The sequence below is a fragment of the Clostridium sp. OM05-9 genome (assembly GCF_003481465.1).
In the GTDB taxonomy this organism is placed as follows: Bacteria; Bacillota; Clostridia; order Lachnospirales; family Lachnospiraceae; genus Coprococcus; species Coprococcus ammoniilyticus.
Genome location: NZ_QULF01000006.1, coordinates 112,881 through 139,009 on the forward strand (window position 1 = coordinate 112,881; position 26,129 = coordinate 139,009).

18 protein-coding genes are annotated in these 26,129 nt (G+C 40.0%); 5 read left to right on the forward strand and 13 right to left on the reverse strand.

What is annotated here, in order from left to right:
- Positions 1-19: 19 nt before the first annotated feature.
- Positions 20-526, forward strand: coding sequence for a YqeG family HAD IIIA-type phosphatase (locus DXB77_RS10940; RefSeq protein ID WP_118663216.1), 507 nt, complete (start codon positions 20-22; stop codon positions 524-526).
- A gap of 136 nt (positions 527-662) precedes the next feature.
- Here DXB77_RS10940 and DXB77_RS10945 read toward each other — a convergent pair whose 3' ends face one another.
- Positions 663-2,735 carry a hypothetical protein gene (locus DXB77_RS10945; RefSeq protein WP_117807383.1) on the reverse strand — a complete coding sequence of 691 codons (2,073 nt, stop codon included), beginning with the start codon at positions 2,733-2,735 and terminating at the stop codon, positions 663-665.
- 183 nt (positions 2,736-2,918) lie between these two features.
- The gene (locus DXB77_RS10950) at positions 2,919-4,697 is read right to left on the reverse strand and encodes a DNA mismatch repair protein MutS (protein ID WP_118663217.1); all 1,779 of its coding nucleotides are present in this window, start codon (positions 4,695-4,697) and stop codon (positions 2,919-2,921) included.
- A gap of 292 nt (positions 4,698-4,989) precedes the next feature.
- Here DXB77_RS10950 and DXB77_RS10955 point away from each other — a divergent pair, with 292 nt between their 5' ends.
- The gene (locus DXB77_RS10955; RefSeq protein ID WP_118663218.1) at positions 4,990-5,406 is read left to right on the forward strand and encodes a hypothetical protein; all 417 of its coding nucleotides are present in this window, start codon (positions 4,990-4,992) and stop codon (positions 5,404-5,406) included.
- A gap of 77 nt (positions 5,407-5,483) precedes the next feature.
- Here the strand turns inward: DXB77_RS10955 and DXB77_RS10960 are convergent, their stop codons facing one another.
- From DXB77_RS10960 to DXB77_RS10970, 3 genes are read right to left on the reverse strand one after another with little or no spacing between them, the layout of a single operon-like run.
- On the reverse strand, positions 5,484-6,362 hold the full coding sequence (locus DXB77_RS10960) for a hypothetical protein (protein WP_147353820.1): 879 nt from the start codon (positions 6,360-6,362) through the stop codon (positions 5,484-5,486).
- Between the two features lie 54 nt (positions 6,363-6,416).
- Positions 6,417-7,307 carry a TPM domain-containing protein gene (locus tag DXB77_RS10965; RefSeq protein WP_117807380.1) on the reverse strand — a complete coding sequence of 297 codons (891 nt, stop codon included), beginning with the start codon at positions 7,305-7,307 and terminating at the stop codon, positions 6,417-6,419.
- A complete protein-coding gene (locus tag DXB77_RS10970; protein WP_117807379.1) occupies positions 7,308-8,294 on the reverse strand; it encodes a hypothetical protein in 987 nt (328 codons plus the stop codon). It lies immediately after the preceding gene.
- A gap of 256 nt (positions 8,295-8,550) precedes the next feature.
- On the opposite strand from DXB77_RS10970, the gene DXB77_RS10975 reads away from it, so the two are divergent.
- The gene (locus tag DXB77_RS10975) at positions 8,551-8,802 is read left to right on the forward strand and encodes a chorion class high-cysteine HCB protein 13 (protein ID WP_117785440.1); all 252 of its coding nucleotides are present in this window, start codon (positions 8,551-8,553) and stop codon (positions 8,800-8,802) included.
- Here the strand turns inward: DXB77_RS10975 and DXB77_RS13045 are convergent.
- A complete protein-coding gene (locus DXB77_RS13045) occupies positions 8,799-8,963 on the reverse strand; it encodes a hypothetical protein (RefSeq protein ID WP_182439480.1) in 165 nt (54 codons plus the stop codon). The genes DXB77_RS10975 and DXB77_RS13045 overlap by 4 nt on opposite strands.
- A 109-nt stretch (positions 8,964-9,072) precedes the next feature.
- Here DXB77_RS13045 and DXB77_RS10980 point away from each other — a divergent pair, with 109 nt between their 5' ends.
- Both DXB77_RS10980 and DXB77_RS10985 read left to right on the forward strand, forming a co-directional pair.
- Positions 9,073-9,684, forward strand: a complete 612-nt coding sequence (locus DXB77_RS10980; RefSeq protein WP_117807378.1) for a hypothetical protein — start codon at positions 9,073-9,075, stop codon at positions 9,682-9,684.
- 77 nt (positions 9,685-9,761) lie between these two features.
- Positions 9,762-10,019: a hypothetical protein gene (locus DXB77_RS10985; RefSeq protein WP_117807377.1), complete on the forward strand. Its 258-nt coding sequence runs from the start codon at positions 9,762-9,764 to the stop codon at positions 10,017-10,019.
- Between the two features lie 218 nt (positions 10,020-10,237).
- On the opposite strand, the gene leuS is transcribed toward DXB77_RS10985, so the two are convergent.
- The 7 genes from leuS to DXB77_RS11020 form a co-directional block, all read right to left on the reverse strand.
- On the reverse strand, positions 10,238-12,655 hold the full coding sequence (gene leuS / locus DXB77_RS10990; RefSeq protein WP_021943381.1) for a leucine--tRNA ligase: 2,418 nt from the start codon (positions 12,653-12,655) through the stop codon (positions 10,238-10,240).
- Between the two features lie 91 nt (positions 12,656-12,746).
- Complete coding sequence (gene efp, locus DXB77_RS10995; RefSeq protein ID WP_044946272.1) at positions 12,747-13,304, reverse strand: elongation factor P; 558 nt, start codon at positions 13,302-13,304, stop codon at positions 12,747-12,749.
- A gap of 215 nt (positions 13,305-13,519) precedes the next feature.
- Entirely contained in the window at positions 13,520-14,881 is a 1,362-nt protein-coding gene (gene aroE / locus DXB77_RS11000; RefSeq protein ID WP_118663220.1) for a shikimate dehydrogenase, read from the reverse strand.
- A gap of 226 nt (positions 14,882-15,107) precedes the next feature.
- Positions 15,108-21,926, reverse strand: a complete 6,819-nt coding sequence (locus DXB77_RS11005; RefSeq protein ID WP_118663221.1) for a DUF5057 domain-containing protein — start codon at positions 21,924-21,926, stop codon at positions 15,108-15,110.
- Between the two features lie 14 nt (positions 21,927-21,940).
- Positions 21,941-22,765 carry a prepilin-type N-terminal cleavage/methylation domain-containing protein gene (locus tag DXB77_RS11010; protein ID WP_118663222.1) on the reverse strand — a complete coding sequence of 275 codons (825 nt, stop codon included), beginning with the start codon at positions 22,763-22,765 and terminating at the stop codon, positions 21,941-21,943.
- Positions 22,766-22,778: 13 nt separating this feature from the next.
- Positions 22,779-23,285 (reverse strand): prepilin-type N-terminal cleavage/methylation domain-containing protein, encoded by a 507-nt coding sequence (locus DXB77_RS11015; RefSeq protein WP_118663223.1) that lies wholly within the window; start codon positions 23,283-23,285, stop codon positions 22,779-22,781.
- An 11-nt stretch (positions 23,286-23,296) separates the two neighbouring features.
- Positions 23,297-26,128, reverse strand: coding sequence for a hypothetical protein (locus DXB77_RS11020; protein WP_117807373.1), 2,832 nt, complete (start codon positions 26,126-26,128; stop codon positions 23,297-23,299).
- Between the last annotated feature and the right edge of the window lies 1 nt (position 26,129).

Here is a 26,129-nt window from a genome sequence, read left to right on the forward strand (position 1 = left end):
TATACTATTGGAGTTTAACATGTTTCAGAAATTTTATCCATCAGAATATTATACATCAACCTATGTCATTGATTTTGCCGAATATTATAAAAAGGGCTATCGCGGCATCTTATTTGACATCGACAATACCCTTGTTCCCCATAATGCTCCGGCAACAGAAGAAGCAATCAGACTTATCCAGAAGTTAAAAGCGATCGGATTTGGTATCTGTCTGGTATCCAATAACAAAGAGCCCAGAGTTGCGGAATTCAACAAGCCTTTGGATGTAAAGTACATCTATAAAGCCGGAAAGCCAAAACGCACCGGTTACCAGAAGGCCATGCAGCTTCTTGGTACTGATACAGCAAATACCCTCTTTGTCGGCGATCAGTTGTTTACAGATCTCTGGGGCGCAAATAACACCGGTATCACTTCACTGTTAGTGATGCCCATCGACAAAAAAGAAGAGATCCAGATTGTCCTGAAGCGGATCCCTGAAAAATGGATTTTGCATTCCTACCTGAAAAAACATCAGATTGTACGGTAAATCAGGCAGGCTTGTTCCATAATAATAGTATCAGTTCTCATTTTTCTAACAATAAAGAGGTATACATTTCAGATCTAAGTTTTTCATCTGGAATGTATACCTCTTTTTATTTGCTCTTATTGTCTAAGCTTTTATACTAAACTAACATATCCATATTCAGACGTTTGATTACCTGGAAGGATTTTGCACGAAGCTCTTCTGCATCAAACTGTGACAGCATGGTATCTTTGTCCCACTTTGTCTTCATCAGTGCATTTAACAGATCTTCGATATACGCCTTTACATATTTTACATTTTCTTCCGACTTGTCTTTCAGAAGAACTACGATGTTATCAATTGCTTCAATCACACCGGACTCCTGCTGCTTTACAGGTGCCTGACCTGATTCATCAGATAACTCGATAACCTTACCTGTCTTGGTAATGATTACCTTCTTATTCGGAGAGCTTGCAGCCTTTGAAGTTCCCTTCTTGTCAAGCATTCTGTGAATTACTTTTACAAGACATGCAACAGCATAAGTTGCTTCTTCTGCAGTTGGCTTCTCAAGGCCCTTATCATTATGCTGATTCCATAACCATTCAGACTTACACAACATTTCTTCTACAGATGCATCACGCAGTAATCTTGCAAGATCTGCATCAGCCGCTGAGCCTTTGTTCTTTCCGAAGAAACCACCACCGGATGTCTGTGTCTCCTGACCGTACTTTGCAGGCAATACAATCTTTGCATAAGTTTCCTGTAAATACTTCTTTGCCGTATTCAAATCATATCCTGAGCTGATGATCTGCAGCTTACCACCGCCAAGTCCATTAACGATCATATCTTCAGCAGCCATAAATAACAGGTGCTTCTGTCTGTCGTCGATCATCTTCTTGATCTCGTAGTTGGTCTTGCTCTTCTCAAGGATTGAATTCTTACGAACCTTAAATGCCTTGATCTTTTCCTTTACACTGAAGAACTGCTTCAGAAGATTTGGATTTGCATTTACATAATTATTGATCCATGTTAATTCAATGTACTGATGCTCGATTTTATTTGAAATCTCATATACATTGTATCCGTCAAATACAACATTTAATGTTGTATAGAGAAGTTCAAGCATCTCATACTTTTCTTCCCATGAACGTGTTGACATATCCTGATTTACGATTGCCTTGATACCACATTCGTAGAATACAAGGTTATATTCATACAGACCTTCAAAGATATTTGTCTTGCCATTCAACTGGGAACCGGTTCCAAGTGTCTGAAGATTCTTCTTCATCTCCGGTTCATCCTCGATATATTTGTATACCTTCTTGATAAATCCTGAAACCTCAGCAAGAAGAGTATCGATCCTCTTGTTGTAAATCTCCTGCTTGGAGATAGCAGATACAACGCTTCTGGACAGTACACTTGTACTCTGTGCACTGTTACAGTTACGAATCAGCTCCTTGAAATTCTCATATACCGCAAGATTGTCAATTGGAATGTATTCTGCATTTAATCCGTAGAATTCAAATGCTTTTCCATAATTCTTGTCATTGATATATGCATTAAACAAACCAATGCTGAACTGAATCTTATAATCATTTCCAACATGTGGATCTTCCACTACATAGTCAAAGAGAACTTCCAGATTGTTGATGTATGCATCTGATTTTGCTGATGAAAGTGGGAGTCCCATCTCCATTACAACATTGATCAGATCCAGATATCCCATCACTGCCTTATCAAAGTTCTTTGGTCTGTCGTCATCCTCTAAGATCTGATAACTTACATTGATAAGTAATGGTGCGATACGCTCACCGATCAGCCGCATAGCCTCCGGGAACTTCTCTGTCTGATACAGATAGATCAGCCAAATGCTGTATCTGTAAATACCAGTTGCACTGATAGGCGCATCGATGTCTGATGGATCAATATCACCATAAATAAATTTGAATAATGGCTCTATCCACTCTTCAATCTCATAACGTCCGGTTGCCTTAATATTAAAATCAACGAATTCAGCAAGCTCATATAACTTTGTACACTGAGCCTTTACTTCATCATCAACCATCATGGATGATAAATCAAAATTACTGTCTTTCAGATAATCAATAACAAGTGCATAAAAACCGTCCTCAACCTGCTCGTTCAAAAATCTGATCAGTAATCCTTTGTTATTGGATGCTGCTATGGATAGAACATTATTATCATTGTCTGATGCAATGTTAGCTGGTAGCATATTCTATTCCTCCTTTTTTGTCTATTCTTTGTATGCTTTCGATAAAATTTCCTTCATATTTATAACTATATCACAAAACATTTTACTCTTCAATCAGTTTTTGGTAATTTCTACAAATCGTCATTGTGCATAATTGCTGAAAATACAAATCCTATGAATTGAAAATCGTTTTGTCAGTATTTACTAATCAAGTCCTGCCATATGAAGGATTGCCATCGCATTTGTCGTTGTACATCTGCCATCCTTCTTCTTATAATCAAACTTTAACTGATCACCTTCATAGTACTCCTCAAAATGATAATTTGCTGCCGGCGCCCCGCTCTCACTCTTCAGCTCACACAGTTCAAAATCGTGCGTAGATACAAGTGTCATGGAATGATCATCCGACAGCTTTCGGATCACCTGGGTTGCTCCTACAATACGGTCTGCCGAATTTGTACCTTTAAATATCTCATCGATCAGACATAACATCGGCATTTCATTCTTCTTATATTCAACCATCGACTTGATCCGGAGTATCTCTGCATAAAAGGTTGATATACCATTACTGACATCATCCGTCACACGCATGGATGTAAATATCTTCATGTAATCTGCATGCATTTTCTCTGCGCATACCGGAGCTCCGGCATATGCAAGGATCAGGTTGATGCCAAGGGTTCGTAAAAATGTTGTCTTGCCGGACATGTTAGAACCGGTAATGATCGTAGCTCCCCCTTTAAAGGCTGCATCATTTGGAACTACCTTCGACGGATTGATCAACGGGTGACGCAGATTTTCTGCTGATACTTCTACTTTCTCATGTCTTGTCACCTCCGGATAGGACACCTCTCTGGTACGGGCAAGTACTGCAAAGGATAACAATTCCTCCATTCTTGAAATCGCATGGATCCAGTCCTTCACCTGACTGCCATACTGGTCTCTCCACTTATCCATCATAATTCCAAGATGAAAATCCCATAAAAACAATCCACATAATACCTGATGTACGATTGGATTATAACGGATATTGAATGCTGCGCTGATACGCTCCAGCTTCTTTACAGCATTCAGTGCTCCGGAATCTGTAGAGATTGTATTCTTGATATCATTCAACAACTCTGAATCAAATGTTTCACCGGAGACCAGTTCAAACATCCGGATATAGTCATTGATCACATATCCAAATGAGATCATCGGCATAACCGCCTGTCCTGCAACACCTGATGTGATCCATGCAAACAGCAAAACTCCAAAAAAGGAGATCAGGGAATATCCCAGATTGACTTTTCCCATAATACCCAGAATTAGAAGCACGATCGTTATCAACGGAAGCAGAAAACGAAGCACTTGGAAAATCTCCGGTATATGATCATCACTGGTACAATAGGCAACAAATTCATCGGATGAATATTTTTTCTTCTTTCCGGTTTCTGACTTCACACACAATGTCTCAAAATCCATGGAGAAGTCATGCTTCTCTGCAAGCTCCTGTATCGCGATCTGACGTTTCGTTCTGTCCTCTGCCGCAAATTCAGGCTGTCTTAACGTTTCAGCAAGCATCTGCCTGCCATCCTCTGTTCCTGCCACACAGATAAACTGATAGATGGAATTCTTTCCCATAATATCCAGATCCTTTGCTACAAGATCATCATCGGTCAGATACTCGGAGCCATCTTCTGCGAACTCCTTCCAACTATCATCATAACGTTTCATATACCGCTCATATACGATCACCTTTGCTTTCGTATATTCCAGTTCCTCATTCAGCTTACCATGCCGGAACACCAGCAGTACAAAAATAACGACAGCCACGATACCTACTGCAAGAAACGGTATATTGGAATCATATAGTCCGACGATCAGTCCGCCCAGCATCACAAGGAACATCAGGAACCGGATTGTCCCAATATTGGAATAACTATGTTCCAGCTTCTTCTGTCTCTTTTTTAAATCTTCTAACTCTGTCTCAAATCGACCCATCTTTCTTCCCCCTCTGATCTCTGCTATTTTTATTTGTTCTTAATTTTATCTTCATATATGTCCTTTCGATCCTCTTCCAGGAAAATCCTCACACTGATCAATATACGATCATATATCTTTCAAAACTATAGCATACTTCATCTTATCAGGCAAATGTTAAAAGTTCGTGAAATCTGCCTGCATTCCCTTTTTGTTTATCATTGTTTTCTTGCTTTTTCCGTGTATACATATTAAAATTATGGAAACGTTATTTATAACGACTTTACATCATATATAAAGGAGATTATGTATTATGGGAAAAGGTAAATTATTCAAAGCCGCTGCTACGATCGCTGCGATCGGCGGTGTTTGCTATGTATTCCGGGATAAGATTAAAAATTCTACTGTATACCAGTCATTGGATATGGATGACAAGGTAGAGAAAGTAAAAAATACGATCAAAGAAAAAATGCCTGCAAAGGAAGAACCGGAACGTGATTATTTCTCTTTAGATGATGCTCCTGTGGAAGGAACAATCGATCAGCAGTCAGAAAACACCTCTGACATTTCGGCAGATGATGCCAAACCGAAGGAAACAGAACATTCCACTGAAGAAGTAGCCACTGTTACAGAAGAAACTGAAAGCCCGATCCTTTATGAAAATGAAGGCTTATCTGATGTATCAGAGGATCTCGATGTGATCGAAGAACAGGACAAACTGGATGTATAAGCACATCACCAAATGATTGCTTTGCAGTATAGCTATTAAAAAACGGGGCAGACCCAGTAACACTCCACTGTGTTATCCTATCTGTCCCGTTTTTTCTTTTGTATATATGGCAATATTGTATCCAGGATCTTCTCATCATGAAAATCATGCTCAAATATTGCACCATTTGAATTTGAAATGATCAGCTTGTACACATCCCGCAGCGGCATCCATGGCAGTATTTTCTTTGTTTCCTTATGCCGGGAAACCACATCGATATCCCGCAGCACAATGATATCCGTCCGGAATGGTGTCCAGATTACCAGATATTTTCTGGTCACATAACAATTTCCTGTTTCATATACCAGTGCATCATGCAACTGACGGTTAATATCTCCTGTTAACAGCTTCTTGTCACGATATCCTTTCATCTGACGGATCTGTGGATGCTTCCATGGATAAAACCAGTATACAATTCCCTCAATGATCGATAATATAATCACTGCAAATGCAATGATCAACGCTGCCTTTACGATCATATAAAATGTCTTTGGATAATCCACCTCACTGATCAGATAATCGTATGTGATAGTCTCTAACTGCTGCTGTTCGATTCCTACACTCTCCGCACATTCTGACAATATATAGTTATATGCCGCAGGATCCTTCTTCAACTGTCCCTGCACCAGATAATCACAGATGATCGTCTCATCACTGTCAAGCAGAACAACCATAAATTTACCATTTACCCAGACATAATAATAACCGCCTACCCGTTCTCCATCTATCTCATAATCGTATCCCATATAGGTCAGCTTCTGAAACCGCATTTCTACATTAGTGGTGCCTGCGTCATATAAGACTCCTAATTGCTGCGGATCATCCACATGATAAAAATCCAGATTATTCAACAGATGAAAATGCCGCATACCGCCAACGATCAGCAACATGATCACGATCGTAGGCAGTAATGACATTCCTGTATTCTTTAATAATAATATATTTAACTTCTTGTTCTCTAGCATTTCGTTTTAAAAATGGCTTCCGCCACCACCGTGGCTGCCGCCTCCTCCACCGCTGCTGCCGCCTCCGCCGCTGCTGGATGATTCGATCTTAACACTGGTAACTTCCTTGCGGACAAATATATCCCTTCTGTCCAGTACCTGCACATTTCCATTTACATATGTATTCAGATTAGTTGTCGTTTCGCCTGCCTTCTTTGACATATTCGTTATAAAGAATATAGCTCCACAGATCAGCACCAGAATCACAATATAAAATGGGGGAATCTTCAGACCGCCACCACTGGAGCTCTTCATACACTGTACCGCCCCCTGGATCATAGTTGCAAACCCCTTCTCTGCATCCTCTCTCAGGTACTTGCCACCTTTCTCTGTTAGGCTGGATGCTTTGGAATCACTGATCCTTGCTCTGACTCTTGTTCCTGTTGTGCTCATCCATACATCACCAGCTTCATAATTTGCAGCTATAATGATGCTGTCGCTTGGTACATAGCCATCGCTGGTGCTCCGGTTACTTTGTGGGTTGTATTCCCAGTTTTCCCAACCAAAGCGTTCCTGCTCACTGAAACTCTTGGCAACTGTCTTGATTGCCTCAAATTCTTCATAATAAGTATCGTCCATATAAGTACCGAACATACTCTGTGCCTGTGCATTATCGATCGTCATTACAACGATATCCATGCCTGTTTTGTCTTCCCATTTTGCAATCTTTTTTTCCAGTGACCGTTCCTCATTGCCTGTCAGTTTATCTGCATAATCAAACACACGCTGATCTGTCCTGCATTCCGTATTACTCCGTGCATCATGCTTCAGATTGCTGTTTGAAACGATCAGTCCCATGATCATAAATACAATACCGATCGCAAATAATATAAGAACTGTTATCCTGAATTTTTTCATTTACAACACCTCCAGAAGCATAGCAATTCCACTGGCACAAGCCGCAACCGATGCAGCAAATGCTGCTGTCAGTCCGATTGCACGGCTGACACTTCTTGGCGGAGTTCCAACACACTTTCCAGTCTGACCATTTACATAAAACATGTAATTCTGTCCTTGATACCGGTATTCATAAATCCACACCGGCATCAAAGCAAATTTATTTCCAAGCAACTGATTATTGGCATTCATGTTTTTAGTCAACAACGAATGATATCCGCTGGCTTCACTTTTTGCCCACTCCATGGATGTATCGTTGATCTTTTTAACCGCACGTCCGGATAACTGATCTGGGGTATAATTATAAACCTCTGCCTCAAAGCCTGACATGAACTTATTATCATGCTTTAACAGCGCATCATATCCATAAGGCTCCATCAGGTCCATAATTCCATCCGGCATCTCGACTGATGCATCAACCGGAATTCCGTTGTATTTGATATGCAATTTCCGGTATACATCAAAATAAGATGTCTCCGTGTATCTCGTATCTCCGGATGTCCATGTCCGCACCTTCGTACCTATTGCGGTATAATCAACATTGGAATCAAAATCATATATCCAGAATGGAACATATACTCCGCGAAGCTTTTCCAGTGTCTTTGTCGATAAAAAGTCCGCTGGCAGGAATAACTTCTTTCCAAATTCTTCCTTTAGTTTCTCTTCTGCAAGACGTTTTGAAAACTTAAATGGCAGGATCATATCCGGTCCATACGGATACACCACAAAGTCATCTCTGATCAGAAATGTACCACAGGCTGGACATTTTCCTGCTGAACCATATTCATTCCGATATGTGATCTGTGATCCGCAGGACGGACAGATCATCGGTGTCTCCGACGGTATACTCTGCTCACAGTCACTTCCGCCACAGCTTAGACATTTCATATGTCCACTTTGTGGATCAAATACAACATTTCCACCACAGTTTACACATTTATAAATCATACTGTTATCTCCTCCTGTTTTTACCCCTTTATAAGCGCTTTTGCGTTCATTATTTCGTGAGCATGTTGGCTCTCTTTCGCTCATTATTTCGTGAGCATAGCTCACTCAATGCATTCGAAAAATCGCCCTTGCAAGCAAGCGATTTTTCATCATTATATCATATCTATGGTTTTTTCGTATATTGTTTTTGTATTTTTGTCACATTTGTCTTTCCCCGGAATACTCTATAGCATAAAGAAAATTGGAGGTATTTACCATGAGTGATTTATCAGCAACACAGTGCGGTTGTGGAAAAAATGGAATGTTTGGTTTTGGTGGAGGCAGCAGCTGCTCTTGCATCATCATCCTTCTTCTTCTCTTCTCCTGCTGCGGAAATGGTTTTGGAAATGACTGTGGCTGTGGCGGCGGAAGTAATGGCTGTGACTGCATCTGGATTATCCTGATTCTCCTTTGCTGCTGTGGTGGATGCGGCAATGGAAATGACTGCGGTTGTGGCTGTGGATGCTAACAGCAACCATTCCCTTTCATTTCAAAATGATGCGGGAACATATGAAATGCGATCAGTGACCATTTCACCAATATAACAAGCATGCTACCGGAATTGTCCCATGCCCTACCGCTGGCAGTTCCGGTTATTCTTGCAGCATCCATTTTCTGTTTATTATGCATAATTACACCTGACTATTCATAAATAACACTATGAAACTTATAACAGAAAACGGGTAACCGGCTAACCATCCGGAAACATCCGTATCACAGTACTCATAAGGAGGTTTCCATGAATCAGATTCCACACTCCCATCCACTTGACAAATTAATATCGGATGACCGTCTGTTTCTTCTGGAAGCAATCCTACCCTTTGTGGAAGGACCTATGCGCATGCCACTCGTTATCTATCTGAAAATGATGGAACTCCAACAGATCATGCGTGTGATCAACAATCAGTCCTATATCCGTCAGTGTGATTTCAACCGTGATCTTCATAATCAAAATGATATTCTGGCATCGCTGGCCCAGTGTGGCTTTCCGGATATCGCCGATCAGATGAAAAATATGCAGCAGGCAATGAATATGATGCAGGTTATGAATGCCATGAACCGGACCGATTCTGAGTTTTCGGATTTTCAAAGCATTTTCCAGTCTTATGACCAAACCGTTCAAGCTGAGCCGGATAACACATCTATATCCACAGATACAGAATATACAAATAATAATCCGTCCATACAGGGGAACAGAACAGATGAGAAAATTCACGATTCCTCCACACATGAAAACACGAAAAATACCAGTACGACTGATCAATCATTATCCCAACATAGCGACAATTCCATAGATCACATCATGCAGTTGTTACAGGAATACGACACGAACACCCGGTCTGCAACCTGACCGGTCATTATAGATTATAAATACATATAACCGGAATCAAAATAAATCCTATAAAACAGAAAGGACGATCCATTGCCATGAATCAATTTGAAAACGATCCCCGTCTGAAAAACCTTATGCCCCTGAAACGTCAGATTATTCTGGAACTTGCAAACGGTTCCCACAATGCTACTATGGAACAGATGCTTCCTCAGATCATGCAGTTAAACCGGGAGCTTCAAAAACGTAATCTTTCTTTCTCAAAAGAGGAATCCAAGCTCATCATGGATATTATGATGGAACAGGCTTCCCCTGCTGAACGCCAGAAGATCGCCATGTTCCGTAATTTCCTGTAAAATATAAATAAGCAGCTTTACCTGCCTTGCAGGCACACTGCTTATTTTGTATTTATATTTATGAAATAATATGATTTCTACGTTCTTCGAACTCCCGAAATCATCCCACAACATGCGCATTCCGAGCATCCGCTCTACATGCTTATGTTGTTTTTTCCGTCAAATAAATAAGCAGCTTTGCCTGCCTTGCAGGCACACTGCTTATTTGCTTGACAGATTTATTTCATCACAATGTTTACAATTCTTCCCGGTACATAAATTTCTTTTACGATATTGCCGGTCAGCTTGTCTGCGATAGCTTCTTTTGCCTTTGCAATAACATCATCCTTTGGATCAGCCTTATTGATTGAAAGAGTTGCTTTCATCTTACCATTGATCTGAACTGCAATCTCTACTGTAGACTCAACGGTCTTTGCCTCATCAAATGTTGGCCATGATGCCTGATAAAGATATCCATCGTAACCAAGAATACTCCACATTTCCTCTGTGATATGTGGTGCAACCGGATTCAATAATGTAAGGAGTGTCTTCATCTCACCCTTTGTCACTGCATTCTTCTTATAGAAATCATTTACAAGTGCCATCATAGCAGCAATAGCTGTATTATACTTCAGATTCTCAAAGTCAGTTGAAACCTTCTTGATCGTCTGATGCATCTTTGTCTCCATATCCTTAGAGTAAGCATCACCATCTACTACGATATCCTGCAGTTTCCATACTCTCTCAAGGAAACGACGACATCCCTTTACACCATCATCTGACCATGATGCAGCAAGATCAAAGGCTCCAATGAACATCTCATATGTTCTTAATGTATCTGCACCATATGCATTTACAATATCATCCGGATTTACAACATTTCCTCTGGACTTACTCATCTTCTCGCCATTCTCACCAAGGATCATACCATGGGAAGTACGCTTCTGATATGGTTCCGGTGTAGGAACAACGCCCTGATCATACAGGAATTTATGCCAGAATCTGGAATAAAGCAGATGAAGTGTTGTATGCTCCATACCACCATTGTACCAGTCAACCGGCAGCCAGTATTTTAATGCTTCCTTGCTTGCAAGTGCCTCTGTATTCTTTGGATCCGTGTATCTCAAGAAATACCACGATGAACCAGCCCACTGAGGCATGGTATCTGTCTCACGCTTTGCAGGACCTCCACAACATGGGCACTTCACATTTACCCAATCCGTCATAGCTGCAAGTGGAGATTCTCCATTATCCGTTGGCATATAGCTCTCTACCTCCGGAAGCATCAGCGGAAGTTCACTTTCATCAAGAGGTACATAGCCACATTTATCACAATGAATGATCGGAATTGGCTCGCCCCAGTATCTCTGACGGGAGAAAACCCAGTCACGGAGCTTATAATTAACTTTTGCCTTACCGATTTTCTTTTCTTCCAGGAACTCGATCATCTTCTCTTTTGCATCTTTTACCTGTAAACCATTTAAGAAGCCGGAATTGATCAGAACACCTGTTGCAACATCTGTAAATGCTGCTTCATTGATATCTACTTCTTCTCCATCCTTTGCTACAACCTGAATCAGCGGCAGATTGAATTTCTTTGCAAATTCCCAGTCTCTTTCGTCATGTGCAGGAACCGCCATGATCGCACCTGTACCATATGACATCAGTACATAATCGGATACCCAGATCGGGATCTCTTTCTCATTTACAGGATTGATTGCTACCAGACCATCAATAGCTACACCGGTCTTATCCTTTGCAAGCTCAGAACGCTCAAAATCAGACTTTCTGGCAGCCTGCTCTCTGTAGCTTTCGATCTCAGACCAGTTCTTGATCTCATCTTTATATTTATCAAGCAATGGATGCTCCGGTGATACAACCATATAGGTTGCTCCAAATAATGTATCACATCTGGTTGTGTAGATACGAAGCTTATCTTCTTTTCCTTTGATCTGGAAATCCACTTCTGCACCTGTAGAACGTCCGATCCAGTTCTTCTGTGATACCTTCACACGCTCAATATAATCAACAGTATCGAGACCTTCGATCAGCTTATCTGCATATTCTGTGATCTTTAACATCCATTCAGATTTGACCTTACGGACAACCGGTGCACCACAACGCTCACAGACACCATTTACAACTTCCTCATTTGCAAGACCAACCTTACAGGATGTACACCAGTTGATCGGCATTTCTTTCTTATATGCCAGACCTGCCTTGAATAACTTCAGGAAGATCCACTGTGTCCATTTGTAATATTCCGGATCCGTTGTATTGATCTCACGATCCCAGTCAAATGAATATCCAAGGGAATGAAGCTGTGCCTTAAATCTTGCTACGTTATTCTTTGTTACTTCCTTTGGATGGATCTTGTTCTTGATCGCATAATTCTCGGTCGGAAGTCCAAATGCATCCCAACCCATTGGATAAAGAACATTATAGCCCTGCATTCTTCTCTTTCTGGCTACAATATCGAGTGCTGTATATGGTCTTGGATGACCAACATGAAGTCCCTGTCCGGATGGATATGGGAACTCAACTAATGCGTAATATTTTGGTTTACTGTAATCATCTGTTGCAGCAAAAGCCTTGTTATCATCCCAGACCTTCTGCCACTTCTTCTCAACAACTTTATGATTATATGCTGTTGCCATGTCATTTCCTCCTGAAAAATGTTTGTAAAGTGTAATAGGAGCCTAATCATATATGACCAGCTCCTACTATCTCTCTTATATTCTGATCGAATTAAACTCTTGAAAGATACTCGCCTGTACGTGTATCGATCTTGATCGTATCTCCTTCATTTACAAATAAAGGAACATAGAGTGTTGCTCCTGTCTCAACTACACAAGGCTTTGTAGCACCTGTAGCTGTATCACCCTTTACACCAGGCTCGCACTCTGTGATCAGTAATTCTACAAATAATGGTGGCTCTACACCAAATACAGAACCATTGTGGGAAACAAGCTTACAGATCTCGTTCTCCTTAACGAACTTTAATGCATCTCCGATTGCTGCTTTATTCAATGGAATCTGATCGTATGTCTCCGGATCCATGAAGTAGTAAAGATCACCATCATTGTACAGATACTGCATATCTTTTCTTTCGATATGAGCCTTCTCGCACTTCTCTGTTGGACGGAATGTCTTTTCTACAACACCACCACTCTTGATATTCTTAAGCTTTGTTCTTACAAATGCAGCACCTTTACCAGGCTTTACATGCTGGAACTCTATAATCTGATAAATATTTCCTTCAAATTCAATCGTAACACCATTTCTGAAATCACCTGCTGAGATCATCTCTGCCATAATTTTCTTTTCCTCCTTAAGATATGAACTTCTTGTGACATTTTATAATATTCTACAGAATATTTCAACTACTTTTTACCAATTCACGGATTCCCGGACGATTGGTGGCCGTGATATGTCTCTTTCATAAGTCGCTTACGCTCTATTATTTTAAAAACAAAACATTGCGTATTACTTTTTGCTTTTAATTAAGTACATAGTTTATACTATATTTTGCTTATTATTTCTTCCACTATATGCTCAGGAGTCAATTCTGTGACAGGGATTGTCAGATCTGCCGCACGTTCATATAACGGGGTGCGGTAGGTTAAGAGATCGCGTACCTTATGTTCCGGATTTCCGCCTGCCAGAAGTGGTCTGGTGTTGTCACCGGATAATCGTGATATGACTTCTTCCGGAGTGATCTGTAAATAAACGACTGTTCCAAGAGTTGCAAGCTCTACAGCATTCTCCTCTCGAAGCGGAAGTCCTCCGCCGGTCGAAAGTACCGCGTGTGTCAATGACGTATTTAATTCTTTTAATGTATCTGTCTCCAATTGTCTGAAATATGCTTCGCCCTTTTTACTGAATAATTCTGCGATCGTACAGCCACATTTTTCTTCTATATACTGGTCAGTATCTATAAATGTATATCCATATTTTTCAGATAAAAGCTGTCCAACTGTTGTCTTTCCGGATCCCATAAATCCTGTCAAAATAATATTATCCCGTGTTTTTTTCAACAGTTTCTGATAGATCATATCTGCTGTTTTCTCATCCACCGATATATCATTCCACAGTTCATATGCAATTATTCCTTGATATAACAGCATCTTCAGACCATTATAACTCTTTGCTCCTGCCTGTCTGCACAAAGACATAAATCTGGTACAGAATGGTTTATAGATCAGATCAATTCCCACTGATACCATCTGGTAAAATGCCGGATCTTCAATTATCACCTCATCAATATGCGGATACAGGCCCTTTGAAGTTGACTGGAATACAATATATTTTTTCTCCGGAAGTTTGTGATAGTCTTGAATGCTCATAGCAGTCATATTCTGCTTTCCAAAGAAATCATTCATATGATCTGCGATTGCCTGTGCTTTCGATACCGTACGGTTTAAGATATATACATGTCCTGCTCCATTTGCCCCACACATATAGGCTACAGCCTTTGCAGCTCCGCCGGCTCCTAAAATAATGACATCATGCGCATCAAGTTCTACTCCATAAGATCTCACCTCACGAAGAAGCCCCAGCATATCCGTATTATAGCCTTTATATCCATTTTCTGTCCGCACCAGGGTATTAGCAGCACCGATCGCCTGTGCCCCTTCATCCAGCTCTGACAAATATTTCATAACCTCATTCTTATGCGGTACAGTCATATTTAAGCCCAGAATATTCAGTGCATAAGCTCCTTTCACTGCCTCTCCAAGGTCTTCTGCTTTTGTGTGAAATGGTACATACACATTATTTAGTCCAAGTGTTTCACTTAATGTATTGTGGATCAGCGGCGACATTGTATGCTCTACCGGATCTCCTAACAGACCAAGCGTTCTTGTCTTTCCATCTATCATCATTTACCTCTTCTCCTTATGATCTGTCTTAACCAAAATGGCTTATTTTTTCTCTTTCTTCCGCTCATATACATATGTCCTCTCACCGCATTATGTAATAAAAAGGAAACATTAACATAGTAGCATCTTCTGTTTGTTCTTACAAGAATTATTCCAAATATACAGAAATAAGGCGGACATTACTGCCCGCCTTGTAATATATAAGATTGTTTGTCAATTCTTATATTTGTTAAGCCAATACAAATTTTTTCGTATAAGCTACATCATTTGCTGCAACCTGAATTGCACTATCTGATTGTGTCAGATTGAACAATGGATCAGATGCTTTTACCTTGATCATTGTATAGATCGGTTTTGTCTTACCATTGTAGTATACTTCTACAACTATGTAGGTGTAGTTTCCACCATATGGTGCGAACAGTTCATCTGTTGGCTTCAGGTTATTGGAATCTGTAAACTTATCCTTAATCTGTATCTTCTTTGTCGATGCACTATCTTCCACAATGCCTGCTTTTTCCTTATCGGATGCCGGTGTATTCCAGATCATACGATCTGTACCCTCTGCATATGCTGGACGATTGTTTGCCATATCTGTATCATCATAATCCAGATCATAGTATACGTTAATTGCATCCACTGTTACATCATTTGGAACATTGATCTTGAAGTCGAATTCCGGTGATGTTGTCTTATCTGCTACTTCATCCAAATATACGGTCTTACCAATTGACTCAGATATCTCTTCGTCCTTTGCCATTTCTTTCTTGAAATCTGTATCAGGATCATAAACATATAATGTAGGTTTTTCCTTTACTGCTTCTGCACTGTTTACAATAACGTTGATGAAGAGCTTTCTTTCATCATTATTTCTTGTTGTAGGACCTGTAACCGATCCATGACCGGCTCCACAGTATGTAATTGCTCCGTTACCATAAGATGTTGTGTAGATGTAGTAGTTCTCCATTCCATCATATGGATCTGCTGCATACAGGGATGATCTCTTCTTCGCATCACTTGAGTTGTTAGAACCTGCCAGTGTATACCATACAGTTACATCGCCTGCTTCCAGATCAAGTGCATATACCTGCTGATGTGTACCTGAAATATTCAGGGAATCACCAATCTTGTATGGATACAATGTGATCAGACCTTCATTTAACTGTTTTGCCTTTACAGTCTGTGAATTTGCTGACTGATCAGCTGTTGATGATGCTGACCATGCTGTCGCACTCTGGAAATCACTCTGTGCATATACATATGGTAAGGTGTATGTTGCACCACCGCCACCATTCTTATCATAGTACAAACTGGTCATTGACAATGCACTTACATACATTCCAATGTTTCCAACCTTGTTATAGCTGGATGCGATCTGTGTCATATTAGCATTAATACTGTTTACAAGACTCTTTCCTGCGATTGAATTATTTACATATGGTGTAAGATAATACAGGTCAGCGTCCTCCGACTTGTATGCCAGTGATGTATTCTTGTCTGAATACGTTGGCTTGCCGCCCTCCTGATAAATGTATCCTGAGGTTCCAGCCTTTGCTTCTGTCTTTGTAAAATATCCGGTATCTACACCGCCCCAGTCGTTGATATATGAATATTGGTCATATGTTACTGCATCCTGATAAATATATCCTGTGGAACCTGCTGTAGCTGCCTTCTTATAGAATGTACGGCTATATCCTGCTGATACATCCATATAAACCTTATCTTTTTCCCAGCCATTCAATGGGCCCTTCCAGTCATGCGTTGTTCCGTATGTTTCCGGTTCATAAATATATCCATCTTCTGTCAATGTACCCTTTACCATTCCGGCCGGAGTACCTGATGAATTCTGTTTTGTATAGATATATCCATCCTCTGTCAATGTACCCTTTACAAGACCTTCCTGCGTAACACCTGTTACATATCCATCATTTACGACCTCATATGTATTGGCATTATTTGTAAGATCTACATGGAATCTGTTCATTCCAACAATATCAAGTAATGACTTTGTCAGATTAACAGCACCTGCATCTGCATACGGTGTCATTGTGTCATGGAAGAAGAATAAATCTCCACCATTTGATACATAATCCAGAATGTATTCACAAGTACGCTGCTTCAAGTCTACCTTGAATCCACCAAAAGAATCGGATGGACCAAGAACCAGAATTGAATACTGCTTCTTCATGAAATTTTTACCATAAGAACGTCTTAAATCTTTCTTATACACATCTAATGCATCTAATTCTTTATCCTTTGCATCTCTGTACTTCTCATACAGTTCTACAAATTCACTGCCGAACATTGTAGATGAAATCTTTCCGCTGGCAAATGTAATATCTGTATTTGTACTGTATACAGGCCAGAATACCATATAGTACTCACCGGTATCGATCGTATAATTAAGGAGATCGATCAGGTCACTGTTTGAAACAGATGACTTGAAACCACCAAGGAACGTATTATAAGTACCTCTTGCTCCATAATTTGTAGAACCTGTATATGTGCCCTGTAAGGACTGAATAGCACCCTTGATGTAGCTATCCAGGTCTTCTTTTGGCTTAACGGTCTCAGATACATATTTGTTATAAGCTGCCAAAGCAATTGTTGCATCTGTTGCATACTGCTTCTTGTTTCTACCTTCTACTGTACCGCCATTCTCCAGCTTATCTGCCTCTTCTACCCAGGTATCCAGACAGTCATATGTGTCTGCCTGATTATCCTTTGTTGTAAAGGCAGCTTTATCAGCTGAAGCTACTACCATATCAAGACTGATATCGTAATCCTCTGCTAAGGTATCTGCAAAATTTGAAAGATAATCATCATTACCCTTCTGTGAACCATAGAACAGATCTGTGTCATATGGAACGATACCAAAACGATTCTCATGACGTCCCAGACATTTATACTGTGCAACATCTGCTGTATCAAGTGCTGTCTGATTTGCATAGGTGTTATACTTCAGAATCTTATGTGCTGTCTGTGACTGAATATCAAAGTACAATGTATCTGTTGCTCCCCAGGATGTTGCTCCCTGTCCTTCTGACATGGTCTGAACCTGTAAAACATTGATATCACTGATTCCGTCTGTGTTGTTTACGATCTTGCAGATACCACGCTCTTCTGCAATGATATTATCCTTACTATCCATAATAAGGATCTGCCAGTATGCAGAACCGAAGAAATCCTGATCCAGTGCAATATTTACTGTCTTATTCTTTACTGCAGAACCGGATGTTCCTGTTGATGTATCTATATCACCTGTTACATAATAGTCAATCGTCTTATCATGATCAAACTGTGTATTCTTATTCTTGTCAATACAGATTGAATATTTATAACTCTTTTCCGATCCTGCTACAGAGAAGGTAAATGATAAATTGGTTGTCTTCAGATATGTGCTTGTAATACCCTCTGAATATTCAACCGGTGCACTTGTAACTGTAAGACGCGCTCTTGATGTAGACTGTTTAACAAGATTGTTAATCGCTGCATTTGTATCCTCTGAGAATACTGTTGCATACGACTTGATAGCCGTCTCATCTGTTGCATCCTTATACCATGTCTTCTGCTGTGCCTCTGAATCAAGCATTGTCTGCTTTTCAGCAATCTTATAAGTGTACAGTGTATCACCATACTGCTTATTTGAATTATCAATCTTCTGTGTATCGGTTGCATCTACGCCCCATAATACATTTGTTCCTTTGGATCTTCTGTTATTGATCACATTCAAAAGGTCATACATTCTGGATGATGGATCCAGATAGAAGTTCTTTCTTTCCAGCTTGCCTGCATTATACCAGTAGCCCTGACTCTTCTGCGCATCTGTAAGACCATTGCCGTCTGCATCTGTTCCATTTACCTTTTCAAATACCGAAGTCAGTTCATTGCCAACCATGATCGGTCTTCCAAGATTAACGTAAGATACAAGCTCATCATACTTATTCTTTGTCAGGTCATTACCATTTTCAACAACATATGTTGTCTTATACTTTGTTGAGCCAATCACCGGTGTTGCCATAAGCTCAGAACCTGTGATTGATCTTGTCATCTTGTAAGAACCGGTACCACCCATCTCCTTCAGAACACCTGTATGGTAATACATAACAAATGTAGGAATTGCGGATACTAACTGTTCTGCGCTTGGTCCGATATAAGCAAATACACTGGAATCGTATATCTTACTCAGATCTCTGTCCAGAGCGCTGATATCTCCACCGATATATACAAGGTCATATGTAGCAGCGATATCATCTGTCATACCGATCAGTGCCTCTGATGAAACCTGTGTAAGCTCAATATCTGAATATGAGATACCATCGATCGCATATGCAATCTTTGCCTTCGTCAGATCAAAATCATAATACTCACTGCCCGGTGAAAGCTCCTCCACTGCATAGCCCTCAGCTACATCCGATGGAACGGTATAATAATTACCATAGATTTTTTCTCCGTGTGTATTGGTACCATTTGTCCATGCACCGGATCCATTCTTAACCGATGAAGATCTTGCGAGTTCTTCATCAATTGGATAATCCGGCTGAATTTCCAGAACTCTGAATTTATTATCACTGCCTCTTCGGTATACACCGGCATTGATAATATCTGCGATCACCTTTGCTGATGGACTGTTGATAATAATCTTATCTGGATCACCTGATCCACCACCATTATTGTTTCCGGATCCAATACCGTCTCCGGCTTCACTGCTTGCGATTACATACACACCCTCTTCTACTGCTGAACATAACTTCTGGTATGCTGAATCACCGATCTCATCTTTATAATCACCTGATTCAATAAAGATAAAATCATACTCTGTAAAATCAATTACATTCGTTCCTGTAACTTTTGGCAACAGGACATCATTTTTATACTTTTTATACTGAGCATCTACATAAGCATATACCTGTTCTGATGTCTCAAAGATAAGATCATCTGTATATACATCTGTTGTATAGTTTGTCGGATCTGCTGTACACTTGTCTGCATATTCTTTATATTCATCGCAGTCATTTGTGTAGTCGTAAGCACCATCTTTGCTTTCTCCCTTTACAGAAACGATGAAATCATAGCCATTGCTTCCGATCACATAATCCTCGGTAATTGCATCCGGATTCGTTGCCGGATCAGAGCCATCGCCTGTGCCGGTGTTATCGCCTGTGCCGGAATTATCGCCTGTACCTGCATTATCACCTGTGCCGGAATTATCGCCTGTGCCGGTGTTATCGCCTGTGCCGGAATTATCGCCTGTACCTGCATTATCACCTGTGCCGGAATTATCGCCTGTACCTGCGTTATCGCCTGTACCGGAATTATCACCTGTACCGGAATTATCGCCTGTACCTGCGTTATCGCCTGTGCCTGCGTTATCGCCTGATGTATCAGAATCATCTCCATTGTCTTCATATGAAGATGGATCCACTGTTGCCTCCAAAAGAACACTGTAATCATAATCAGCATTTACTTTAGGAAATCCATATTCATATGTATAGATACCTGTCTCTTCATCATATGATCCATTTCCATCTTCACCGGTTGTAAGTTCACATGCCAGAACTGTACCATCTGTATTACCAGCCAGTTTGCTTGCTTCTCCCTTTGGAGTTACAACCAGATAAACAACAGAGCCTGCAAGATCTCCCTTAGACTTGATCGTACCGGTAATCTGCTTTGCAGCAACATCCTGGAAATAAGTCTTAGCAAGATCATTTGCTGTATACTTTGCTCCCTTTGAGCTGTCAACCGCATTTAACAGATCCTTACTCTGAATCTGATAGATATTTGCTCCACTTGGAACGAACTTATAACCCTTACCGGCATAAGCATCACTTGTAAAGTCGCTGTTTGGAGCCTTTACTACTGACTCCCATATCTGTTTCTTGCTGTTATAAACATAATTTTCAGCAGAGCACTGCGGTGCATCATTCTTTGATGCCAGTTCTGAGAACATACTGTTTGATGTACCGTCTGTGATCACCAGAACATTTGCATTATCAAATTTCCATTCATGTCTGGAACCTGATATGCCCTGTGTATTTCCAGATATCTTTGCGTATGCAGAATCGACCTTATCGGTCTTATTATTTAAGAAGTTTTCCATCTTATCATCTGTATACCATTTATAATATCTGTTCTTATTGATATAATCCTTTCCGCCTTCTGTTGCAGAACGTTCAGCAGTCAGAATAAAGTCCGATATTGTCTTTGTGGTATTTGTCATTGGATCTGACTTGTTACCACTTGCTTCTTTATAAAGGACATTGAAGAAACCAGGTTCTACACAGAGAACATTATCTGTTCTTCCCTTTAATGTCTTTGTTACATATTTGTATGCCAGAGATCCCATACGATACTGGTCATTATTACCTGTGATCTTTTCAGGCTCCGCTGTACATAATGCATATCGATCAAAGATGATCGGATGCTTTCCTGCATATACATCCAGCCAGTTATATAAGCTCTCGCTGATATCTGTACCGCCTGCAGCATAATCATTTGCTGTTGTTGCAACGATATAGATAAAATCCGCATTTGCAAGTATTTCCTGTGCCTCTGTACCCATGCCGTTCAGATCACTGACTGTTTTAGTCGTCAACTGAACTGCACCCGGTGCCATATCATCTTTAATATTCTTATAACCATTGAAAACTGCATATCTGAAGTATTCTCCATCATATACATATTTCCACAGATCAGATGTGCCTTTATATCCTGCTTCATCACTGATCTTTCCTGAGTAACCGGAAGCAGTCACAATCTCTGTCATTGATGTATCTGCTGTTGCATAAGATCCCAAACCATCCGGAAGGATCTGAACAATGTGATACTTATCCTCTCCTGTCTTCTTCAGACTGGAATCGTTTGAGTTAAGAATCGCCTGATCAATGTTTGAGCTGCCCACCAATGTTGAACTGCCACTTGTGTCCGCTTCACTTTTTTCAACAGGAGTTCCAGAATTAGCCAACGTAAAGTTTACGAATATAGCACATACTATAAGTGTAAATATTATCGCTACAGATGATAATACTACTTTTCTGTTCTTAAACACTATTTCTTTCCTCCTTAATCCCATGTATGCTTTTTAAGCACATATGAATTTCGAATGCCAACAACACCATTTATCTTATAAGATGCCGCCGTTGTTGAATCTTCAAGTTCCAGTGTAATTGCAATACTGTCCTCGTCCGGATTGATCTGTAATTTGAAATCCTTTACATCCTTACAAAGAACAGTGCCATCTGCTTCACTTGCATCAGTGATTCTATCTGATTGCGGTGTTTTAAACACATAAAGCTTTTTTTCGGTCTTATCATATGTGATCGTACAGGTCGTGATAACACTGTCACCGTTACTCTGTAATGCAGATGCATAATCTACTTTCAGATATAACTTCCCAGAATCATCCGGAATAATATATGTCGTGTCATCTGTCGATGGTGATGTGACATCACCAAACGACTTCATATCTGCAATATCATAACATGGACCCTTTGGTGTAAGACCAGCTCCACCCGCTTTCTCGATATAAACAGTACGTCTTCCAATACCACCAGCAGACATTAATTCACCTCCGCTGCCCTTTGTATCTGTATCATCCGGAACAATAAATACTCCGGAAACCGGGCTGTAAGATGTGACGCCCGCTGATGTGGTAGCCACATATGCGCTTCCCAATATCTTCACATCAGTCGCACCCATGATCATATCTGATATGGTATCATATGTTTCACTGGCTTCGTTCTGTATTTTCTTTCTGTTTGTCATCTTTCTATTGGAGGATACCACTGTACCAACAAGTGAGGTTACTGCAACCATAAACACACTTAAAATTCCAATGTACAGTACTAATTCAATGAAAGTGAAACCTTTATTATTATTTTTCTTCACGCTTCACCCCTCCTCATGATCCTGTGTAATGGCTGCCAGTTGCTCGATTCAGTGTTACTCTACCAACAGAATCGGTTGATCCGTCTTTGTAAAATGTATAAACACCGCTTCCAGTTTCAACAGAACCATCTGACTTATTAAACTTAATGATCATAGATGAAACTTCACTTCCTGCGGAAGAACCATTATTTGAATAGTAAATCGTTACACGATCCAGAATCTCACGATCCTTTGAAGTATCTTCTGTGAAATCCGATCCATTCTTGCTCTTACCATATACCAGGTTATATTTTCCATCTACTTTTTCCAGTTTCATTGCCCAATCGCTTTCCTGTGTTTTTGTCAGGGACTGCAGAGTTGACAATTCCTGATTGAACGACTCCTTTGATGAAGTCGCACGAGCTGTCCGTATCGAAGAAATCGACACTGCCGCAAGTCCTGACATAACTGCGATGATAGCAAGAACAATAATCAATTCAACAAGGGAATATCCGGAATCATTTTTTATTTTTCTTATCATATTCACCCCTCCTACTCTACATTCTTCTTCCAGTTCTGGAATGCAAGAATGTCGCTATAAGAGATGTCTGATAAGCTTGAACCAGAAACCTCTGAATTGTTTTTATCGTCTACTTTAACATAGTTCTTTAAGATCTCTCTTGTGATCAGACTCAGATCTTCTACATCACTCTTGGAACACTCTTCCAGTACAGTTGCTGTAAAGGATGCGTCTGCTGAGATATCTACGCTGCTGTTACAGATAATCTTTGCACCTGATATGATCATTCCTCGGAATGACTTTACACTCTTATCAAATGTTACATTACCACCACAGATAACGATACCCTGTAAAGCACCATCAGCGGCTGTGGATTTTAATGTTACATCATTTGCATTGATGATAACAACTGCATTTGTCTCTGGCTCTACCTTGTTGATACTAAGATTTTTGGAGAAGATCTTATCATAATCAACATATTTGGTAAGAGGTGTCAGACTGTAGTTGTAATCAAATGTATCAAGGTTCTTTCCGTCAGATCCTTTGATCGGAGCGTATGTGTATGTACTTCCGTTCTTTGTATATCCGGCCACTTCCCATGCAGAAACATCTGTATCTGTATCATCCTTTTTATCTACTACAGACAGATGATCTTTCATATTGATATACATATAATTGATCTGATTGCTGACCTTCTCCTCTTTGCTAAGAGTGGTCTGATCACCAAGTGCCTCTGAATTCTTTTTAATATCTGCAAATGTATTATTATTCTCTGTAATACCCTTATTACCAAGTAACACTGAGAATGTCTTTGATCCTGTTGCATTTTTTAATGCTGTATCAACCTGCAGAGATGTATCTGCAGATGCCTTAACAAATAATGAATTGTCACTGTTCTGAGCAGTTACAGCTCCACTTGTTTTGATCTTGCTTCCATCCACATCACCATCTTTGCTTGGCAGAAGTAATTTAACTTCAAAATTTTCATAGTTAGCAACATTGTACAATTTCTTTTTCGTTTCATCGATGCCTGTGTTTAAGAGATCATAATACTTCTCTACAAACTCCTCAGCATCGTTTACTCCATCCTTATCTTTATCGCCATCCTGAATGTACAGATAATAATAATCATGTCCGGAAACTGTCTCCTTGATTGCTTCTACAATATAATTATTAGATGTGAGCTGTTTTACGAAATCAGTATACAGCTTGTTAATTTGGACATCATTTGAAAATGTCTTAGGGAACTTTAATGTTACATGTGTATAACCGTTCTCATCCACAACCTCAGTATTATCATACAGATCCCACTGTGTCAGGAAGATCAACTGATTGGACTTAACATCAAGAGACTGACCGGTTGAATAATCGTTTAATGCTGTGAATGCATAATCAGAATCTTTCGTAAGACCAAAGTTTTTTCTTTCTTTCTCATCTGTGATCGTATTTGCTGCGATCTTGGAGAATTCGATATAGGACTTACCTGCAATATACAGAGATTCCAGACTTGAAAGATCCAGAGTTGAATTCTTTCCATTGACAATGATTGCACTGTCACTGAAGTGTGATTTTAATTTGAATCCTGTTGCAAGGTTACCGGATGTACGAAGAAGGTTAATGCTTCTTACGTCATCTGCTGTATAGCTGTATCCAAAATAAGTTCCTCTTGTAAATGTAAGCTCAGATTTCTCTGCATTCAGCTCTGTATCATCATATACATAAGCATTTGCTGCCGCTTTGATCTGTCCGCCCTCATCGCCTCCGATGATGATGTTATCGGTCCAGAGTTCTGATAACAGGGATGTACGTCCTGAAAGATTAATCTTCGCACCATCAAAAGCTGCGAGAGATCCTGAGTTAACGATAATATCGGAATTCAGTGTCAGATTCGCTCTGTCACCCTGTACAAAGATACCGGAATATGCACTCTCATCTGTTGATCCCCATTTGGTTTCAACTGTACGGCTGTATTCATTTGTTACCTTTGTATCTGTTTTTCCATTATAATCTTTATTGTAATAGTCAGAAGCAGTATAAATGTTACCCTTTATATTTACTTCTGTGTCTGCTGCTGTTCCGGATACCTGAAGTCCCATATCAGCAAGCAATGCGTAATTATATAAGCTGTCACTGTTTGCACCTGCCATATCAAAAGAAACATTATATTCCGGTTTCTTTAATACAAGATCTGTTGTGATCGTCTGTACATAAGTTCCAGGCGCCATTGCTCCGCTCGCGGAATCTGTGCTGCTTAATGTGATTGTACGCTTTACACCAATATTTCTGAATGTAATCTCTTCGATATTATTCTCATCGATCGTATTGGCACTTGCTACACCTGTAACTTTTCCATTCTTTCCAGCTACATATTTGATGTACTTTTCACGACCTTCTTTATCCTTGAATACAATTCTCAGATTGTCACAGGCAAGTGATACATCCGGATCTGTAATATAGCCCTTTAAGGTTTCGATCAGAGTTGGCATATTGCTGAATGTCTTATCTGATTTGATACCCTGCATAAAGAACTGCTTAAACAGATCATTCGCTTCATCTTCTGTCAGATTGTTATACTGACCATCCTTGTAATACACAACAATCTCAGCCGTTGTCGTATACGCGGAATACAAATGCTCATTTGTCGCTGCACCAATTCCGGCATATATCTCATCCATGGCTTTTTCAACACTGTAAAAGTTATTCAGGGAATTCAGCTTATAAAAACGAAGTTTATATGCCAAAAGAGTTCCCATTAACAATGCTGACACCAGTATGCTTAAGAAAGTTGCCGATACAATAACAAGGACAAAACTCGAGCCGCGGTTATCCGCTAATTTAAGCTTGTTTTTTAACTTTTTCAGCATC